Origin of the sequence: Komagataeibacter xylinus (genome assembly GCF_009834365.1) — a bacterium.
GTDB lineage: Bacteria > Pseudomonadota > Alphaproteobacteria > Acetobacterales > Acetobacteraceae > Komagataeibacter > Komagataeibacter xylinus_D.
In genome coordinates, this window is sequence record NZ_CP041348.1 from 2,175,110 (window position 1) to 2,193,996 (window position 18,887).

The window sequence follows — 18,887 nt, forward strand, 5'->3', positions numbered from 1 at the left end:
GGTCTTTCGCGCATCAGGTCAGCCATTTATACCAAACGTGCCGATGGTTTTGAACGTAAGGGAGAACATTACGGTCGAATTGCTCTGTTGGCCACCAATCGTGGTGTACTGCTTGAGATACATGACATCGAGCCCGAAGCAGTCATTCTGGTAGCCTGCATCGCCACCCACCGCCACGCTTTCCTTGCGCGACAGGCTGCGGCGCAGATAGGCGGCGATGTGCCAGTTATCCCAGTTGGAGGCGGCGCCAAGCGTCAGTTCGCTGACCGGCTTGTAGTAAATGGCCGGCGGCGCCGTGGCGTAGGAGCGCTGGGCGTAATAGTAATACGGCGTTACCGGCTCGAACAGGTAGCCACCCGTTACGCGGAAATGGCGGAACCCGGCACTGCCCAGCGCATCGGCAAAGTCTACCTTGCCCGCATAGGGGTCGAGCCGCATCTTGCCATCAAAATCGAAATACTGGTTGGGCACCATGTGCGTGCCCATCACCACATCCGACAGGTGATGGTTCAGCCCCGAATAGGGGATGCGGTTGTGGTCGATATGCTCCTGGAAGCTCTCGCCGATCAGCACGTCGATCTGGTGTCCGTTCCATGTCCAGTTGTTGTGCAGGCCCACATTGGCGCGCAGCCCGCCGTCAAGCCTGTCGGTGCCCGCGTAGCGGTTGATGGCGAACAGCGTGGAATCGGTGAACTCGTAGGTCAGGCTGTCCTCGTTGGGGATGTTGCGCGAACTACTGTTGCCGGTATTGGGGGCGGCGATGAACTGTACGATCGGCTCAAGGATCTGGGTGCCGGTATTGTGGTTGAAGCTGCGCAGGAAGGGCCAGTTCATTTTCAGCGCGACCGTGGGTTCCACCTGGCCCTGCACCTGCGCGCGCGCCGTGCGGCCAAAATTGGGCTGGGCGTTGAGGTCGGTCGCGCGGTGGACGGCGGACTCGACATGCAGTGTCAGGTTCCAGATCTGCCCCAGCGAATTATGGAAGGGACGGTCCCAGTTGAGCGAAAGCTGGCCACGCTGGTCGGATGTGCCGTTCTCGCGGTAGACATAGAAATCCGTCGTATCAAGCGCGAAGCGCCCGCCCAGCGCATCGGGCTGGCCAAAGTAGCTGTAGGTGTAGCGCGGCAGCACCCACGGCAGGTCCTTGTTGTTGATGATGCCCTGGTTCATGCCCTGATAGCCCTCGGCATCAATGCGCGAATACGAGCCGGTGCCAAAGCCTTCAAGGTAGAGGTTGGAATTGAGCGTGTCCTGCCCGTAGCCGCTGACGCGGTAGTCACGCATGTAGTTGGGCGAGCTGGCCCAGCGGATGTTGCCGCCCGCGCGCCAGGTCTTGTTGATGTTTACCTGCCCGCTGGCCGAAATGTAGCCCTGCACGCCGTGGTTGTTCGAACTGTCCACCGTATCGCCAAACGTATTGACGTATGTGCTGTCGTGGTGGGTGTCATAGGCAATGTTGCCACTGACATTGAGGCGCGCGGCATTGAAATACCGGCGGAAATTCATCATGAGTTCCGGCCCGGTGCGCGTGGCGAACAGCCCGGTTGCCGTAAGGTCGGAGAAGCGGTCGATCACCCAGTAATACGGGATGGTGACATAGGTGCCCAGATAGCGGTCATGCGGGGTGAAGCCGGGAGTCAGGAACCCGCTCTGCCGCCGCACGGACGGGTCGGTCATGGAGAAAGCGGGCAGGTAGAAAACCGGCACGCCAAAGAAGTCGAAGAACACATCGCGGAATTCAAGCCGCTTGTGCTGCAGGTCATGCGTGGCGTCATACGAGCGGAACTGCCAGAACGGTGCGCGCTCGGGGTGGCGGGCACAGATCTCGCACGCGGTATAGACCACGCGCGTGAGATCATTGACCTTGCTGTTGGTGCGGCGCAGGCCGTTGGCGGCAAGGCGGGCATTGTCATACATCTGGGCGTACATGCGCGTCATGATGCCATCGCGCATGCCGTTGCTCAGTTCGGCATATTCGGTAAACAGCACGGTACCGTCAGGCTCGACAAGGGCCACGTTGCCCCGTGCCGCGGCAATGCCGGTATTGCGGTCATAGACGACCTTGTCGGCGCGCATGATCTGGTCATTCTGCCACAGCTGCACGTTGCCGGTCCATGTGGCGATGCCGTTCTTGCTGTCATAGGCCACATGGTCTGCCTGGAAGGTCATCGGGTCGGTATTCGACACCGTGCCGGTAAACGAGGCCGGGGCTTCGGGCTGGCTCTTGGGGGCATGAATGGGCATGGCGCGTACCGGCCCGTCCGCCCGCGCATCTGCTCCAAACACGATCCCGCCCAGCGCCGTGGCCGCAAGCAGCAGCCCGCGCGAAAACCGCCGCATGGCGACGGGGGGCCGTACGGGTGACGGCGCGCGCGGGGAAGGGGCGGGACGGGACATTAACCGTCCTCTAGATGAAGAAGTAGCGTGACTGCAAGACAAAGCCCGGCCACGGTGGGCGCCCAAGCCGCCAGAAGGGGCGGCAGTGTTCCCGTTTCACCAAACTGCGCCGCGATCTTGGAGATGGCGAACAGCGCGAAACCGGCGGCCACGCCAAAGCTGATCATGCGCACCACGCCGCCGCGGCGCGCGGGCCGCATGGAAAAACCGGCGGCCACCAGCGCCATCGTGCCCGACAGCACCGGCAGCGTGAGCAGGGTCTGGAAATGCAGCCGGTGGCGAATGGTGGAAAAGCCAGAGCGCCTGAGCTGGCGGATAAAGCCGGGCAGCGCCCAGACCGACAGCGTATCGGGCGAGGCGAAGCTTTCCTCCACCCCGGCCAGTGTCAGGTCGGCGGGGAGCGTGATCTCGCCCATCGTCTCGGGCATCTCGTCGGGGCGCAGCAGGCGGGCTGTGGTCAGGATCCACCGCCCCTTGCCCAGATAGCCGTTCTCGGCCTCGATGCGGGTGATCAGGTCATCATCGGGCCCCATGCGGAAGACGGTGATCCCCCCTACATGCAGCACCCCGCCACTGAGCCTGACCTTGCGGGCGTGGATGATGGCCATGCCGTGGCTGACCAGCCCGTTATCGCTCTGGCGCAGCCACAGCGTGCCGCCGGTCATGTTGAGCGACTTGCCGTTATTGTCGCGCAGATACTGCCGGTCGAGCGCCTCCGCGCGGCGATACATGACAGACGAAAGCGGCGAGACGGCGGTGGTGGCCACCGTGCCGATCAGCATGGCGCAGATGACCGGACCGGCCAGGAACTGCCATGCCGAGATGCCCGCCGCCCGTGCCACCACCAGCTCCGACGTGCGCGCAAGCCGCCAGAAGCAGATGATGCCGCCGAGCAGCACGCCAAAAGGCAGGATCTCGAGGCAGGCGAAGGGAATGTGCAAGAACGCGATCTCGCTGACCAGCGATGTCGGTACGTTGGGGCGCGTCGAGACCCGGCGCAGCAGGTCGATGAAGTCGAACATCGTGATCAGCCCGGTCAGGAAGGCGATCACGGCCAGCGTGGCATAGGTGAACTGCCGCGCGATGTAGAGCGAGAGCGTAAAGGCCATGTTCATGGGCGTGGGCTGCCTGCCGGGGCAGGCTTTTCGCGGTCGGCACGGATTTCGGGCCAGAACAGGATCGCGGCACAGATCAGGCCGGGGGTCAGCGTGCAGATCCACATCAGCGGCATGAGCTGCAGGTTGCGCGAGGCGAGGTTCTGCACCGCAAGCGTGAGCGCCTGCACCGCCACCACGCCGAGTATGGCAAGCACCGGGCGGATGATGCTGGCCTGGCGGGAATAATTGCTCCCCATGGCCCCAAGCAGCCCGATCATGGCAAACGAGAAGGCGCAGAACGGCGTGCTGAGCCGGCGCCAGGCCTCAATGACCATCTTGCTTTCATCACGGCGGGAATACAGGTGCATGTCCGGGTGCAGCAGTTGTGCTATCGGCAGCTCATTGGCATCGGGCTGGCGGGTATGGTTGCCGTGCGGGCTGGACAGGTCGATGGTGTTGCGCGTGAAGGTCAGCACGTTCAGCCGGCCGGTATGGGCATCGATTTCCTGCCGCGAGCCGTTGAACAGCACCACGCGCGGCTGGTCGCCCACAATCACGAGGTTGCCTTCCTCGGCCAGGATGGTGGCCTCGGCACCGGGTGTGCGGTCATCTTCCACCATGATGCCATGCAGCGTGCCGTCCTTGTCGCGCGTGCGGATATAGACCGTCATGCTGTCCGACACCTGCGTGAACACGCCATCCTGAATCAGGAAGGCGGCCATGCGGTTGCGGATCTGGAATTCATACTGCCGGAAGGCGTGGTACGATACCGGCACCACCCATACATTGAGCAGCAGGCACGCCCCCGTGGCAATGGCCGCGCATATCAGCCCCGGCCGTGCCATCATGAAAGGCGAGAGGCCTGCCGCCTGCATTACGGTCAGTTCGCGGTCGGTGCCGAAGCGCTGGTAGATGAACTGCACCACGACAAAGGTGGTGATGGGCAGGATCACCGCCACGAAGGACGGAATGAGCAGGCTGGTCAGTTCAAGGAACACGCGCAACGACAGTCCGCGCCCCACCACCAGCGAGACGAAATGCAGCGACTGCGTCAGCCAGATCAGCGTGGCCAGCGCGCCCGTGCTGGCTGCCAGCGCCAGCAGGAGCTGGCGCAGCATGTAACGATCCAGAATCGACAGGCGCGGCGCGAGGCGATCGGGACCAGGGCGGAGGGCAGGCATGCCCCTGTCTACCCCTGTTCGCGCCGGGGCAAAAGGGGTGAACCCCGCCCGGATGGGGGGGTGGAACAGTCTGTTACGCGGGGCACGGCGGGGCGTGAGCTCATGCGTCCGGCTGGGCGGGCGGCAGGACCTTGCCGGGGTTCATCAGGTTTTTGGGGTCGAGGGCGGTCTTGATGTGGCGCATGGCCGCAAGTTCCGCGCCACCGCGCCATGCGGGCATCATGTAGGGCTTGAGCTGACCGACCCCGTGCTCGGCAGAGAACGAGCCATCAAGATCTTTCACGATATCGGCCACCGTATCCATGATGTCATGGCTGCGGGCGAGGAAGGCTGCGGGGTCCATGCCCTCGGGCTGGACAAGGTTGAAGTGGATGTTGCCATCACCCATGTGGCCAAACGGCGCAGGGCGGATGCCCGGTATCAGCGCCTCGCACGCCTTTGTTGCGCGGCGGATCAGTTCAGGCACGTGCGTGACCGGCACCGAGACGTCGTTCTTGACGCTGGCCCCCGCGCGGCGCTGGGCCTCGGCATGTTCCTCGCGCAGTTTCCACAGCCCCGCGCGCTGGCCTTCACTCTCGGCAATCACGGCATCGGTGATGATGCCTTCCTCAAGGGCCTCGCCCAGCACTTCCTCGGTGTATTCACGCAGGTCGGCATCGGGGCGGGGGGTGGCGAGTTCAACCAGCACATAGGCAGGTGCGCGTTCACCAAGCGGCACGGTGGTGCCCGCAATCAGGCTGGTCACGAGGTCCATGCCGGTGCCGGACATGAACTCGAACGCCTGCACCAGTGCGGGGTCGCGCGCGCGCAGCAGGCCCAGCAGCTTCAGCGCCGCATCGGCGTCATCCACCGCGCACAGGGCGGCCTCGATGGCGCGGGGCTGGGGGTGGAGCTGGATGATGGCAGTGGTGATGATGCCCAGCGTGCCTTCCGAGCCGATGAGCAACTGGCGCAGCGCGTAGCCGGTATTGTCCTTGCGCAGGCGGCGCAGGCCATGAAACACGCTGCCATCGGGCATGACCGCCTCGACGCCAAGCGTGAGTTCACGCGCATTGCCATAGCGCAGCGTGTTGTTGCCGCCAGCATTGGTGGCCAGCACGCCGCCCATCTGCGCCGACCCTTCCGAGGAGATGGAAAGCGGCAGCATGAAGCCCGCCTCACGGGCTGCGTCCTGCGCGGCCTTCAGCGTCACGCCCGCCTCGACCTCCATGGTCAGGTCGGCGGGGTCAATGCCGCGCACGCGGTTCATGCGCGACAGGCAGATCACCACCTCGCGCCCGCTGTCATCAGGCGTTGCGCCACCGACCATGCTGGTATTGCCGCCCTGCGGCACCATGGGCACGCCGTGTTCGTTGCACAGGCGCACGATGGCGGCGAGTTCCGCCGTATTGGCGGGCCTGAGCACGGCCAGAGCGCGGCCATGGTACAGGTCGCGCCAGTCGGTGCAGAAACTGGCAGTATCCGTCGCATCCACCAGCACGCCAACCGGGCCGAGCAGATCGGTAAAGCGCGCGATCAGGTCAGGGCGCGTGAGCGCGGGCGAGGGGGATACGGTCATGACAGCATGTGTCCTGTATGGGAGGGGAAGGAAGAGGGCATGAGCCATGCCTGCCCATGGTGGCGCACCGGCGGGTAAGTAGCGCTGGCCTCTGCCGGGCTGGGCTGGGCCAGCAGGTGAAAGGCCTCGGTCAGCGCGAAGCCGGTCAGCGCGCCTACGGCTGCGGCCACGATCAGGCCTGATGAGCGGCGACCGGCCGGGCGGCTGCTGTTCTGCGCGACCGACAGGGCAGCCTGTGTCTCGGCGCGGGCCTGCTGGGTCTGGCGCAGCTCTGCGGTCAGGGCATCGTTGCGGGCAAGGGAGGCGCGCAGTTCAACCCGCGTGTCGCGCAGCGCCGCATCGAGCGTGCGAATGCTTTCCGCCATCTCGGCAATGCGGGCATGCGACTCCGCGATCTCTTTCTTGGCGGCAGCACTGGCCTTGGTGGTGCGCGGCGCGCGGGGCTTGGGGGCTGCCTTGGGCGGCGGATTGGGGGCGATGGCGGTGAACAGGTTCTTGAGCGCGCCGCCCGTGACCTGATTCTTGCCCGCGCGCGCGCGGATGGCCGCAAGCGCCGTTTCCGACTGGCCAGCATTCTCATCCAGCACCAGGGCGAGAATATCCGAAAGGATTCTCAGTTCCCTGGGGTCGATTGTCTGTGTATCGCTCATGTCAGCTGCACCAGGGTCGGATCATGCGGTTGAAATCATTACGAACGCGGACAGGCCGCACGGGTCAGCCGGTCGCGGATGGCCCGCCCCAGCGCGTGCCGGGGCACGGGCTGCACGGCAATCCCGACCAGCCCCCGGCGCTGCCCCTCCATATCAAGAAACCGCAGCCCCGCGAAGAGGCGGGCTGCCGCTTCGTGCAAATCACCGCTTTCGCTCAGGTTCCACACCAGCGGGCTGCCCGGCAGGGGGGCGCCAAAGGCCAGCAGGGCTTCATCCGCGCCCACGCCCGTGGCGTCAAGCCGCACGGGCAGGCCGGGCGCGTAATGCGATGAAAGCTGGCCGGGGGCGGAAGGGCGGGCATCATTGCTCGCGGCCTGCGGCAGGGTAATGGGCATGCCGCAGGCGTCCTCCAGCGCTTCAAGCGTGATGCCGCCGGGGCGCAGCAGCACGGGCACGGGGCCGCTGAGGTCGATGATCGTGCTCTCCACCCCCACGGGGCAGGGGCCACAATCGAGCACCGCGTCAATCCGGCCTGCAAGCCCCGCCATCACATGCTGCGCATCTGAAGGGCTGACCTTGCCTGACGGATTGGCCGAAGGGGCCACGACGGGAAAGCCGCACGCTTTCAGCAGCGCCAGCGTGGTGGCCCCTGCGGGCACCCGCACGGCGGCGGTGTCTAGCCCCGCCGTGGCGATGGGCGAGATGGCGCAGCCAGCCTTTTGCGGCAGCACCATGGTCAGCGGGCCGGGCCAGAACCGCGCGGCCAGCAGATGGGCGAGTGGCGTTGCCTTGACCTGCGCAAAAGCAGCCTCAGCACTGGCAAAGTGACTGATGAGCGGGTTGCGCCCCGGCCTGCCCTTGGCGGCGTAGATGGCGGCGACCGCCCGGTCATTGCCGGCATCCGCGCCAAGGCCGTAGACCGTCTCGGTGCCGAAGGCCACAAGCCCGCCCGCGCGCAGGATCGCGCCTGCGGTCTCGATCCCGGCAGGGGTGTCAGGGAGCAGGCGGGTCTGCATGCGCTCTCGCCTACCGTGCCCCGCGACACACGAAGTGCGGATTGCGCCACGTGGGCTTGCCATAGGCCAGCGGCTTGCCATCGGGCGTGAGGATGGCGCCACCGGCGGCCTCGACCACGGCCTGCGGGGCGGCGGTGTCCCACTCCATGGTGGTGCCGAGGCGGGGGTAGAGATCAGCCAGCCCTTCCGCCACGCGGATGAACTTGGCCGCCGAGCCGATATTGCCCAGATGGGCGACGGGATGCCCGCCCAGAAATTCCTTGAGCCGCGGATCATCGGCATAATGGCGCGAGGCCAGCACGGTCAGCCCTTCGGCCGGGGGCTTGCGCACATGAATTGCCTGCTCGCCATTTTTGTCGATGCGAAAGGCCCCGCGCCCCGCGCCCGCGCCATAAAGCTGGTGGTAGGCGGGCAGGGCCACGGCACCAAGCACGGGCCGGGTGTTGCGGATCAGGCCGATATTGACGGTAAAATCATCACGCCCTGCGGCAAATTCGCGCGTGCCATCAAGCGGGTCGACCAGCCAGAATTCGCTGCCGGCATCGATGCGGATGCCCGCAGCCATCTCCTCCTCCGCCACGACGGGAATGGCGGGCGCATGGGCGCGCAGGCCCTTGAGGATATGCGCCTCCGCCGCGTGGTCAGCCTCGGTTACGGGGGAGCTGTCGGTCTTGACCGTGGTGGCGAAGCCGCGCGCGCGGATGGCGCGGATCAGTTCGGCTGCCTCATCGGCAAGGCGCAGGGCCAGATCCAGAAGGAATCTGTCCTCATAAGCTGGCATGGATGGCGTATTCATGCTGTTCGCATTAGCTTACTCGTGCCGCGCCGTCATGCCTTTATCGGCCCTGATGGTGCCCGGCGGCGAAAAACCGGCCCTTATCGCGCATGTGGGGGCAGGATTTCACGCCGTTCATCCACCCTTTAGTCCAAGCGGAGCCCCGTGACCCCCATGCTCGATATTGCCTTTTCCGATGCCACGGCGCCTGCCGGCGGCACGATCGCCATCCTTGCGCCCTCCGGCACGGCACCCGCAGGCGTATTTGCCCAGATCGATGCGGCCACCGGCGGAGCATTGGCCCGTGCCGCCAGGGCCGATCACTTCGGCTTCGAGGTCGCCAAGACCTGCGTGGTGCTGGCACCCGGCGCAGGTTATGACCGTGTGATCCTTGTCGGGCTGGGGGCGATGGACACGCTGTGCGCAACGCAGGCCGAACGCGCGGGCGTTGCTGCAGCGCGCGCCCTGGCGCAGGGCGGCGAGCAGGGCACGATCGTGGCAGACAGCCTTACCCCCGGTCTTGCCGGCCATGTGGCGCTGGGTGCCGTGCTGGGCAGCTACCGTTTCGATTCGTATCGCACCACCCCGCGCAAGGGCGAGACGGGCAAGCTGGCGACAGTGAGCGTGCTGGCCGCCGATCCGGCGGCAGCACAGGCGGCATGGCAGCCGCTGCTGGCGGTGGCGCGGGGCGTGTTCCTGTGCCGTGACCTCGTATCCGAGCCCGCCAACATGCTGCGTCCGCCCGAATTCGAGCAGCGCATCCTGGCCCTGCGCGACCTTGGCGTGGAAGTGGAAGTGCTCGACCGTGACGCCATGCACAAGCTGGGCTTTGGCGCGCTGCTTGGCGTGGCCCAGGGCAGTGACGCGCCGCCGCGCACGGTCATCATGCGCTGGAATGGCGGGACCAAAGGCGAGGCCCCGGTGGCTTTCGTGGGCAAGGGGGTTACGTTTGATTCCGGCGGCATCTCGATCAAGCCCGCCGCTGGCATGGACGAGATGAAAACCGACATGGGTGGTGCCGCCGCCGTTGTCGGCACCATGGCGGCGCTGGCCGGGCGCAAGGCGAAGGTCAATGCCGTGGGCGTGGTGGGCCTTGTCGAGAACATGCTGTCCGGCAACGCCCAGCGCCCCGGTGATGTGGTGCGCACGGCGGCAGGCCAGACGGTGGAAGTGCTCAACACCGATGCCGAAGGCCGCCTCGTGCTGGCCGATGTGCTGTGGTACACGCAGGACCGCTTCAAGCCGCGCTTCATGGTCAACCTCGCCACGCTCACCGGCGCGATCGTGGTCAGCCTTGGCGTGGAACGCGCGGGCCTGTTCTCGAACAATGATGAACTGGCAGGCCACCTGTCCGGCACGGGCGAGACCACGGGCGAGAAGCTGTGGCGCATGCCGCTTGATGCCGCCTACCTTGAACTGCTGCGCTCGGACATTGCCGACCTCAAGAACATCGGGGGGCGCCCCGGCGGGTCGATTACGGCGGCCAAGTTCCTTGAATGCTTTGTCAATGACGTGCCATGGGCGCATCTCGACATCGCGGGCACGGTGTTCTCCTCACGCGCCACGTCGCATGCGCCCAAAGGGGCGACCGGCTTTGGCGTGCGCCTGCTCGACCGCCTGGTCAGCACGCATTACGAGGGGTAATGCCTGCCCCGCGTGGCAGGACAGGGCAGGACAGGGAACTCCATGGCGCAGATCGGCTTCTATCACCTGACGCGTTCCAAGGCGGTGGAAGTACTGCCCGCGCTGCTTGGCCGCACGCTTGCGGCGGGCAAACGCGCGGTCATCCGCTGCGGCGCGGCCGAGCGGGTGGCCGAACTCGATGACGGGCTATGGCGCTCCACCAACCCGCTGTGGCTCCCCCATGGCACCAGGGCCATGGGGCACGCGGAATGGCAGCCCATCTGGCTGACGGAGGGCGAGGACGTGCCCAATGGCGCGACCTTCGCCTTTCTGCTCGATGGCGTGGAAATGCCCGATCTTGCTGCCTTCGAGCGGGTGTTCGACCTGTTCGATGGCCATGACGAGGCCGCCGTGGCGCGTGCGCGTGCACGCTGGGTGGCGTGGCGCGAGGCCGGGCATGAACTGAGCTACTGGCAACAGCAGCCAAAAGGCTGGGCGCGTCGCAAATAGGCACCATCGCGCGGGTAGACCCGCGCGGCATGGACGAAAGGCAGGTTGCGTATGAAAACGGTCACTTTCCCCAACGGCACCACGGTCCCGGCCCTTGGCATGGGCACATGGAACATGGGGGACAGCGACAGCCGCCGCGCGGATGAAATAAAAAGCATCCATGCAGGGCTTGAGGCCGGTATCCGCGTGGTTGATACCGCCGAGATGTATGGCTCGGGCCGATCGGAAAAACTGGTGGGCGAGGCAATACGCGGGCGGCGTGATGATGTGTTCCTGGTCAGCAAGGTGCTGCCCTCAAACGCATCGCGCAAGGGCGTGCGCCGCGCGTGCGAGGCCTCGCTCAGGCGGCTGGGCACCGAATATCTTGACCTGTACCTGCTGCACTGGGAGGGGAGCGAGCCGCTGGAGGAAACCATAGCAGGCTTTGATGATCTGGTGGCGGCGGACCTGATCGGTAGCTGGGGTGTATCGAACTTCGATACCGACGGCATGCGCGAGGTGGAAAGCATTACCGCCACCACGCCGTGTGCTGCCAATCAGGTGCTGTACAGCCTCGACTACCGTGGCGCGGAATTCGACCTGCTGGCGCGTGACCGTGAAGCGGGCATCGTGACCATGGCCTACTCGCCATTAGGGCAGGGCGGCGACCTGCTGCGCGCGCCGGTGCTCAAGCAGGTGGCGGCACGACACAAGACCTCGCTCGGACCGGCCAGCCCCGCCCAGATCGCGCTGGCCTGGGTGCTGCGGCAGGATAATGTGCTGGCCATACCCAAGGCAGGCAGCCCGAAGCACCAGCACGAAAACTTTGCCGCAACCGAGATTACCCTGACGCGCGATGACCTTGCCGAGATCGACGCCGCCATCGCTCCGCCGCGCCGCAAGGAGCCGCTGGCCATGATCTGATGGGTCATGCAGCCTGTATAAATAAAAAAGTGCCGCCTTTATTTAAAAAGGCGGCACCCGGCCGTTTTTACCTGTCATGCCGCTCTGCGGGCGGGAGGGTGGTGCTTAGGCTCAGGACTCATAGCCAGAAGATGACGGTTGCAGCGAGGCAGATGGCTGAGAAGAAGACGGTCGGGCATCTGTCATAGCGTGTTGCGACCCGCCGCCAGCCCTTGAGGCGGCCGAACATGATTTCGATGCGGTTGCGTCTTTTGTATTTTCGCTTGTCGTATTTGACTGGTTTTCCGCGGGACCTTCTTCCCGGAATGCAGGGCCTGATCCCTTTTTCCTTCAGGGCATCCCGGAACCAGTCAGCATCATAACCCCGATCCGCCAGCAACCACTGTGTTATGGGAAGGCTGTCCAGCAGAGCAGAGGCTCCGGTGTAATCACTGATCTGTCCGGCTGTCATAAAGAAGCTCAGCGGTCGTCCGTTCTGATCGGTGACCGCATGCAGCCTGGTGTTCATGCCCCCTTTAGTGCGTCCGATCAGGCGGCCTGGATCCCTTTTTTAACCGCAGGCCTGAAGCCGTGCGGTGTGCCCTGAGATAGGTCGCATCAATCATAATAGTCTGAGGCTCAGCCTTCGCGGCAGACAGGCCATCCATCATCTGCATGAAAATGCCCATGTCGCCCCAACGCTTCCAACGGTTGTAGAGCGTCTTGTGCGGACCGTATTCCCGGGGCGCATCAGGTTTTACGGTGTCCCGATTGCCGCCTTTAACCGGTATGACGCGTGCAACAGGTTACACGTATTGCCTGTCTTCCATCATGCTGTCCTGCCAGATCAGGTGCCCGTTGCGGCATGCCGCCCGGGGAGCAGGACCGGCCCTATCTTGACGCGCACGGATCAGGCGCGGATTGATGAAGCCATGGGTGCCGTAACACCCCAATGCGGCGGCCCATGATCTGACGAGCCCGGCTTGCCGGGCGCATGCGGGAGGGCTGTCATTATTCCTGTCATCGTGCTCGTGGCCCTGCTTGTAGCAGCCCTGCTTACGGCTCTACTGGCTTTCGTGCCGGAACGGGCGGGCCGGGTGCAGCCCGTGCTCACGGCCTGCTGGCTGGCGGTGAGCCTGCTGCAGGGCATGGAACTTGCAGGCTTTACCCTGTCCGGTGGGGTAGTGGCGTGGCCGGGCGTTTTTACCACCCGGCCCGATCTGGCCCTGCTGCTGCCGCTTGGGCTCGTGGGCGCTACTGCCTGCAACCCGCGTGATCTTGCGGCCTGCATTGCGGCAGCGCTTGCGGTTACGGGCGCGCCGGTGTCGGCCTGCATGGGGGCAGGCTGGGTGCTGCTGGCGCTTGGCCGTGCCCCGTGCCACGGGGCAGAGCGCATCGCCCTGCTTTTACTGGCGGCGGGCTGCGTTTTCCCCGCGCAGGCGGGGGGGCTGCTGCCGGGGCTGTGCGCGGTGGGCACGGGCGGCCTGCTGGGGCTTTCGCTTTCCGTGCGGGTGGCCTCGCGCGGATTGCGGGCTTTCCACATGGCCGATATTGCCGCGATGATTGCTGCCATGAGCCTGTGGGCGCGCCTGCCCGCAGGCACGGCGGTGGCCGACATGCGCTGGGGCGGTGTGCTGATCGTGGCGGGGTGCCTGTTTTACATGACGGCCTCATGGCGGGCGCTGCGGGCACCTGATGCACGCCGGGTCCTGACCGGGTTGGCAGGGGGCACGGGGGCGATCATCATCATGCTTGCGGGCCTCATGCTGCTGGCACGGGCCGATGACCTGCCCGGCATGGCCAGTTGCGCCGAACGTACCTTCCTTCTGGTGGCGGGGTTGCTGCTTGCTGGCGTGCTGGCCGCCCGGGTGCTTGATGTGATGGAGCGCGAGGCCGGCACGCTCTCGCTGCTCCGACTGGGCGGTCTGGGCGTGCTCATGCCACGCCTGTCCGCGCTGTTTGCACTGGCGCTGCTGGCCGAGAGCGGGTTGCCGCCGCTGCTGGGTTTTTCTGTTATATGGATGCTGCTGCGCCTGCTGGCGTCCATGCCGCATGCAGGCGGGCTGGCGGGTGAGGTGCCGCTGCTGCTGGCGCTGGCCGTGCTGGGTGTGGGCTGGGCGGTGCGCATGCTCGCCCTTGTGCGTATTGTCGCGGTCATGCTGTGTGGCAGGCCGCGCATACCGCGCAGCGCGGGGGCGGCTGACCCGTCCATGCGTGAGCAATGGGGCGTGCTGGGGGCGGGGTTGCCGATCATGCTCGTTTCCATCTGGCCGGGATACTGGCTGGCATTGATGGCAGGCTCTTCCCCGCAGGGAGGGGCCGGGTGGTCGGGCCTTGCGGCGGTCGCCCTGACATCGCCCGATGGGGGTGCCGTGCTGCATCCCGCCCGCCTGTGCCTGTTTGTAGCCCTGGTGGGGGCCGTGGTGGCGGTGGTGCGTTGGCTGGCCTGCCGCAGGCCTGCGCGGCAGGTGGCGGGGTGGCAGCAGGGTGCCCCTGTCGTGCCGCCATGGATGGTGTTTGGCGATCCGCTGACGCAGGTGGGGCCGGGCAATCCCGCGCGCATGGTGCTCGATATGGTTGTGGCGGCACGGGCGCGGCAACGTTTCGTGCGTGATTACGCGCGTGGCCTGCAACTGGCGCGCAGGTTCGTGCGGGCGTGCGCAGGCCGGATAGCGGGGGCAGGCTACTGGCGCCGGGTGCCGGGGCCGGTGGCGCTGGTGGTGGCCTGCGTGGGGGCGCTCATGTTCATTGCGTGGCAGGGTTAGGGAGATGGCACCGTTCCTTGTGGCACGCATGCAGGCGCTGTTGCTGGCGGGCTGGCATATGGCGCTGGTTGCACTGATGGCGCCGGTCTGGGTTGCCCTGCTGCGCTGGATGGCTACCTGCATGCAGGGCGAGCGTCGGCCGCCCGCTCCGCTGGCCCACTGGCGCGTGCTGCGCCATGCCTGGCGGCAGGCGGGGGTGCGCTCGGCAGCAGGCGGGCAGGTTACGGCGGTCGCCCCCTGGCTTGGCCTTGCGGCAGGCCTGGCTGCGGCAGGGCTGGTGCCCTCATTCTGCATCGGCCTGCCCGGCAGCGACCTGTCGGACCTGCTGATCGTGGGTGGCCTGCTGGAAATGGCGTTTCTGGCCCTTGTGGTCACGGCCCTTGCCGCAGGTCTGGCCCGGCCCGGCCATGCGGGGCTGAAGGCGGCTTGCATGGGCATCATGATCCAGCCCGTGCTGCTGCTGGTGTGCGTGGTGCTGGGGTTGTGCCTGCCCGATGGCACGCTGGCGGGGCTGGTGCGGCAGGCACATGTGGCGGATATGAATGTGGTGCGCGTGCCGCTGGCGCTGGTGGCGGCAGCACTGGTGCTGGCGGGGGTGGAGGAAAGCGATGGCGCGGCGTTACGGCTGTTTGCCACCATGCTGGAGGATCTGGCAGGCCCCGACCGCGCGGTGGCGCTCTATGCGCGTGACCTGCTGGCGGTGGTGTGGATGATGGTGGCGCGTGAGCTGGTCTGGCCCGAAGGGATTGTCGAGCCCGATCTCATGGCCCGCTCATGGCGGGGCGTGTCGCTGCTGGGGGCGATGGGATTGTGGGCTGTGCATATGCTGCTGGCGTGCGGGTGCGTTGCGGGGCTGCGGGTGTTTGTGGTCTCGGCGGGCAGGCAGCATGCGGGCTGGCGGGCCGGGCTAGCCCTGTTGTGCGCCCTGATGGCCGGGGTGCTGCTGTTTGCGGGCCGGGGAGCGGATTGAGCATGCTGGTACTGTTGCTGGGCATGATGGTGATCCTGTCGCTTTCCGGCTCCGGGGGGCGGGGCGGCGGGCTGGCCTGGCATGCGGGCCTGACTGCGGCATGCGTGTGGCTGTGGCAATGGGCGCAGGGCAGTGTGGGGATCACGTGCCTGCTGGCGGCGGCGCAGGCAGGGCTGGTCGGGCTGCTGGGTTTGCAGATGCTGTATGGGCAGGCTGGCCCGCGTGAGCGCAGTGGCCTGCGCCTTGCCGGTGGGCTGGTTTGTGTTGCAGTGCTGGCGCAGGTGATCGTGCCGGGCATGCCCGGCGGCATGACGGCGCGGCTCATGGGGCTGGCGGGATTATCCGCCATTATATGTGGCGTGTGGGGCGCGTGCATTGCGCGTGCGGCCCCCGCCCTGTGCGCCGGGCTGGCCTGCGGGCTCGATGGCGTGATGCTGCTCGCGGGGCTGGCCGGGAGCCCGCTGGTCATGACCGAAACACTCGTGGCGGCAGCAGCCCTGAACCTCATGCTGCTGCGTGCGCGCCGGTCTGGTGGGGTGGCGCCATGATGTCACCCGCACTTTTCATCAGTCTGGTGGCGGGCTGGATGATGCTGGCGGTCATGGCCCTGCTGGCAACTGGCGGCCCAAAGCCATTGCGGGGCCTGCTGGCCGTGCTGCTGCTGGGGCTGTGCGCCGTGGGCTGTCAGTCCGCCCATTCTATGGCCCGGGCGCTGATGCTGGCTGGCCCGGCGCTGGCGCTGTGTGTGCGCATTTTCATGCCGGGCGCTACGGCGCGGGAAGAAGGGCGCATGGCGGGGCCCGAGCCCTTCATCCTGTCGGCCAATGCCACGCTGGCCATGGCATGCGGGCGGTGCGACCTGCTGGTCATGTTCATCGGGCTGGGGCTGGGGCTGCATCTGGCTTTTGGCAGGCGGGGCGACTGGGCCGCGCTGCGCGTGGGGCTGGGGGGGCTGGTCATGGCGCAGGGCGGGCTGTTCGTGCTGCAGGCCGGGTGGGGCGAGCGGCAGGAACAGGCCGGTGCCGTGCTGCTGGCAGGTGGGCTGCTGCTGGCCTGTGGCGTGCTGTCGGACAGGCCGCGCCCGTCGCTGCCGCCGGATGAGCAGATGGCTCTGCTGGCCACGCTGCCGGTACTGTCACAGGCGGCGATAGTGTGGCCTGCCCTTCGCGCCGCGCTGACCTTTCTGGGCTGCGTGTGCCTGCTGTGGTCGCTCCTGCCCCGGTTCCGTGCCCTCCCGGGTGGCATGGACTGGTCAGGCTGGGTGGTGCTGGCGGCAGGGTTGCCCCCCGCCGCGGCGTCCCTGCCGCTTGCGGCGAGCCTGCTGGCACTGGCCTGTGGTGGCAGGGCAGGGCGTTTGAATTCGTTGTGGCCGCCCTTTCTGCCGGGTGTGGCGCTGGCCCTCGTGCTGCTGGCCGAGATGGAGGTCGCGCCGGGGGTGGTCCTGCTGGCCGGAGCCTGCCTGTGGCCTGTGTTTACCGGCGCAGCCCCTGCCGGGGCAGAACCGGCCTCGGTTGCACGGGCGCGGGCCGCTCTGGCGCTGGCACTGGGCTGCATCGTGCTGGCCCTGGCCCTGAGGGGAGGAGGGATGGTGCTGGCATGAGCGCGGATGTCGTGGCCCTTATCCGGCAGGGCACTCCCACGCCCTGCGCCGGGCGCTTTGTGCTGGATGTTGATGCGTGGCAGGCCATGACCGCCGGGTTGCGCGATGCCGACCTGCCTTTGCTGGGGCTATGGGCTGATGGCGTGCAGGTGCATGCCCTGTTCTGCCATGGCCCGACACTGCTGGTTGCCAGCGTTGGGGTGTTGCCTGAGGGCTATTCCGCCCTGTCGCCCGTGCGCGTGGGGGCACAGGGGCCAGAGCGCATCATCCATGATTTGTGGGGCATTCCGGCCATTGGTGGCAGGCGTGATCCGTGGCTGGATCAGGGCCGGTGGCCGGTCGCCATGCCCCTTGCGGCCCATCCCGTCCCCACGCCCGGCCTGCCGGAGGGGCGGGAGTTCATTGATGGGCCGATGGTGATTCAGGCAGGCGGCACGGTGCTGGGTTATGGTCCGGCGGAGGGGAATTTTCGTGCCCCGTTCCATCTGCGGCTCGGCCTGCCGGGCGAACGCATCGATGAGGTGCAGCCCTGCATGGGCTACGCGCATCGGGGGTTGGCCGCGCGCCTGCGGGGGCTTGCGCCACAGCAGGCAGTACGGCTGGTTGCCCGGATTGATGCAACCGCAACCGTGGCACACCAGCTGGCCTTTGCCCGCGCCCTGCACAACGCCACAGGTACGGCCATGCCCGCGCAGGGCGTGGCAGCAGGTGTGATGCTGGGCGCCATGGAACGGATTGCCACCCATCTTGATGTGCTGGCGCAGGTGAGTGCGATGCTGGGCGATGGACGCAGCGCTACCCTGGCCGCCACCATGCTGGAGCAGGTGCGGCAGGCCTGCAGGGCTGCGTGCGGACGCCGCCTGCTGTTTGATGTCATCCCGCCTGCTGCCCCCCTGCCGCTGCGTGTGGATGACACGCAACTGGCCATGCTGGCAGCGGAGCACGCGACCCTGCACCGGCTGTTCTGGCGCCCCCGTGGCCTTGCGGCGCTGGCGCGTGGCAGGGGCGTGTTATCAGCGGCAATGGCGGCCCGCTGGGGCATTGTGGGCTGTAACGCGCGGGCTGCACAAAAGGGGCAGGGCGATATGACCGACCGGCTTGATGTCCGCCTGAGCGAGATCGGGGAAAGCCTGTCCGTGCTTGCTGCCCCGCCCGAGTGTTCTGTCATGAAGGCCGAAGGCGGAGGTGGGGAAGGTCTGGGCTGGGCCGAAGGCCCGGCAGGCCCGGTCTGGCACTGGCTGCGCCTTGAGGCGGGGCATGTTGCCGCCTGGTGGTGTGGCGATCCGTCACTGGCGCAGGTGCAGGCATTGCCCGCGATCCTGTCTGGCGCGGTTTATGAGGATGTGGGCCTGATTCTGGTCTCGCTGGGCCTGTCAGCCACCGGGGCGGATCTGTAATGGCGCAGCTGCACCTGTTCTGGCCCGAAGGTAAGCCGTTGCCGCGGCTTGAGGCGCTGGACATCTTCCATATCGAAAGCGGTGGTTGCACCGGTTGCGCGCTTGAACTGGCCAGCCTGTCACGCGCCCTGCTGGCGGGCAATCATCCCATCCGCTTCGTGCCCACGCCCCGGCAGGCGGCCATGCTGCTGTTGACCGGCAGCCTGACGGTGGGCATGGCGCCCGTGGTGGAACTGGCCTGGCAGGCCATGCCCGGCCCGCGTGTGCTGGCCGTGGTGGGAGACTGCGCCGTGAATGGGGGGCTGTTTGGCGGCAATTACGCCGTGCTGGGCGGCGTGGGCGTACGGGCGCGCAGCAGTGTGTCGCTTCCCGGGTGCCCACCCGCGCCGGATGAAATCCTGGCCGCCCTCGTGCGCTGGCAGGCGCGTGCTGAAGAAGCATAAGGATAAAAGTTTTCAGGCGCCCC

At 66.7% G+C, this 18,887-nt stretch carries 16 protein-coding genes and 1 pseudogene; 9 read left to right on the forward strand and 8 right to left on the reverse strand.

Annotation, left to right across the window (positions count from 1 at the left end):
• Positions 1-18: 18 nt before the first annotated feature.
• The 7 genes from FMA36_RS10330 to cysQ all read right to left on the reverse strand — a co-directional run bounded on the left by FMA36_RS10330 (position 19) and on the right by cysQ (position 8,695).
• On the reverse strand, positions 19-2,397 hold the full coding sequence (locus FMA36_RS10330; RefSeq protein ID WP_240906327.1) for an LPS-assembly protein LptD: 2,379 nt from the start codon (positions 2,395-2,397) through the stop codon (positions 19-21).
• Entirely contained in the window at positions 2,397-3,512 is a 1,116-nt protein-coding gene (lptG, locus tag FMA36_RS10335) for an LPS export ABC transporter permease LptG (RefSeq protein WP_159262231.1), read from the reverse strand. The genes FMA36_RS10330 and lptG overlap by 1 nt, the downstream gene beginning before the upstream one ends.
• Positions 3,509-4,675, reverse strand: a complete 1,167-nt coding sequence (lptF, locus tag FMA36_RS10340) for an LPS export ABC transporter permease LptF (RefSeq protein WP_159262232.1) — start codon at positions 4,673-4,675, stop codon at positions 3,509-3,511. Before lptF ends, lptG begins: the two co-directional genes overlap by 4 nt.
• A 100-nt stretch (positions 4,676-4,775) precedes the next feature.
• Positions 4,776-6,233: an FAD-binding oxidoreductase gene (locus FMA36_RS10345; protein WP_159262233.1), complete on the reverse strand. Its 1,458-nt coding sequence runs from the start codon at positions 6,231-6,233 to the stop codon at positions 4,776-4,778.
• Entirely contained in the window at positions 6,230-6,883 is a 654-nt protein-coding gene (locus FMA36_RS10350) for a hypothetical protein (protein ID WP_159262234.1), read from the reverse strand. The genes FMA36_RS10345 and FMA36_RS10350 overlap by 4 nt, the downstream gene beginning before the upstream one ends.
• A 38-nt stretch (positions 6,884-6,921) precedes the next feature.
• Positions 6,922-7,899 (reverse strand): L-threonylcarbamoyladenylate synthase, encoded by a 978-nt coding sequence (locus FMA36_RS10355; RefSeq protein ID WP_159262235.1) that lies wholly within the window; start codon positions 7,897-7,899, stop codon positions 6,922-6,924.
• A gap of 10 nt (positions 7,900-7,909) precedes the next feature.
• On the reverse strand, positions 7,910-8,695 hold the full coding sequence (cysQ, locus tag FMA36_RS10360) for a 3'(2'),5'-bisphosphate nucleotidase CysQ (protein WP_159262236.1): 786 nt from the start codon (positions 8,693-8,695) through the stop codon (positions 7,910-7,912).
• 153 nt (positions 8,696-8,848) lie between these two features.
• On the opposite strand from cysQ, the gene FMA36_RS10365 reads away from it, so the two are divergent.
• From FMA36_RS10365 to FMA36_RS10375, 3 genes are read left to right on the forward strand one after another with little or no spacing between them, the layout of a single operon-like run.
• Positions 8,849-10,318 carry a leucyl aminopeptidase gene (locus FMA36_RS10365; protein WP_167518057.1) on the forward strand — a complete coding sequence of 490 codons (1,470 nt, stop codon included), beginning with the start codon at positions 8,849-8,851 and terminating at the stop codon, positions 10,316-10,318.
• Positions 10,319-10,360: 42 nt separating this feature from the next.
• Complete coding sequence (locus FMA36_RS10370) at positions 10,361-10,807, forward strand: DNA polymerase III subunit chi (RefSeq protein ID WP_159262238.1); 447 nt, start codon at positions 10,361-10,363, stop codon at positions 10,805-10,807.
• Positions 10,808-10,858: 51 nt separating this feature from the next.
• Entirely contained in the window at positions 10,859-11,710 is an 852-nt protein-coding gene (locus FMA36_RS10375; protein ID WP_159262239.1) for an aldo/keto reductase, read from the forward strand.
• Positions 11,711-11,828: 118 nt separating this feature from the next.
• Here the strand turns inward: FMA36_RS10375 and FMA36_RS10380 are convergent.
• Positions 11,829-12,441, reverse strand: a pseudogene (locus FMA36_RS10380) (IS5 family transposase); the annotation flags it as partial.
• A gap of 273 nt (positions 12,442-12,714) precedes the next feature.
• On the opposite strand from FMA36_RS10380, the gene FMA36_RS10385 reads away from it, so the two are divergent.
• The 6 genes from FMA36_RS10385 to FMA36_RS10410 are packed head-to-tail and all read left to right on the forward strand — an operon-like array spanning position 12,715 to position 18,864.
• Positions 12,715-14,454, forward strand: coding sequence for a proton-conducting transporter transmembrane domain-containing protein (locus FMA36_RS10385; RefSeq protein WP_240906328.1), 1,740 nt, complete (start codon positions 12,715-12,717; stop codon positions 14,452-14,454).
• A 4-nt stretch (positions 14,455-14,458) separates the two neighbouring features.
• Positions 14,459-15,424 (forward strand): hypothetical protein, encoded by a 966-nt coding sequence (locus tag FMA36_RS10390; protein WP_159262240.1) that lies wholly within the window; start codon positions 14,459-14,461, stop codon positions 15,422-15,424.
• A 2-nt stretch (positions 15,425-15,426) separates the two neighbouring features.
• Positions 15,427-15,972, forward strand: coding sequence for a hypothetical protein (locus tag FMA36_RS10395; RefSeq protein ID WP_159262241.1), 546 nt, complete (start codon positions 15,427-15,429; stop codon positions 15,970-15,972).
• On the forward strand, positions 15,969-17,024 hold the full coding sequence (locus FMA36_RS10400; RefSeq protein WP_159262242.1) for a hypothetical protein: 1,056 nt from the start codon (positions 15,969-15,971) through the stop codon (positions 17,022-17,024). Before FMA36_RS10395 ends, FMA36_RS10400 begins: the two co-directional genes overlap by 4 nt.
• Complete coding sequence (locus FMA36_RS10405; RefSeq protein ID WP_159262243.1) at positions 17,021-18,421, forward strand: NADH-quinone oxidoreductase; 1,401 nt, start codon at positions 17,021-17,023, stop codon at positions 18,419-18,421. The genes FMA36_RS10400 and FMA36_RS10405 overlap by 4 nt, the downstream gene beginning before the upstream one ends.
• Positions 18,421-18,864: an NADH-quinone oxidoreductase subunit B family protein gene (locus tag FMA36_RS10410; RefSeq protein ID WP_159262244.1), complete on the forward strand. Its 444-nt coding sequence runs from the start codon at positions 18,421-18,423 to the stop codon at positions 18,862-18,864. The genes FMA36_RS10405 and FMA36_RS10410 overlap by 1 nt, the downstream gene beginning before the upstream one ends.
• Positions 18,865-18,887: the final 23 nt, after the last annotated feature.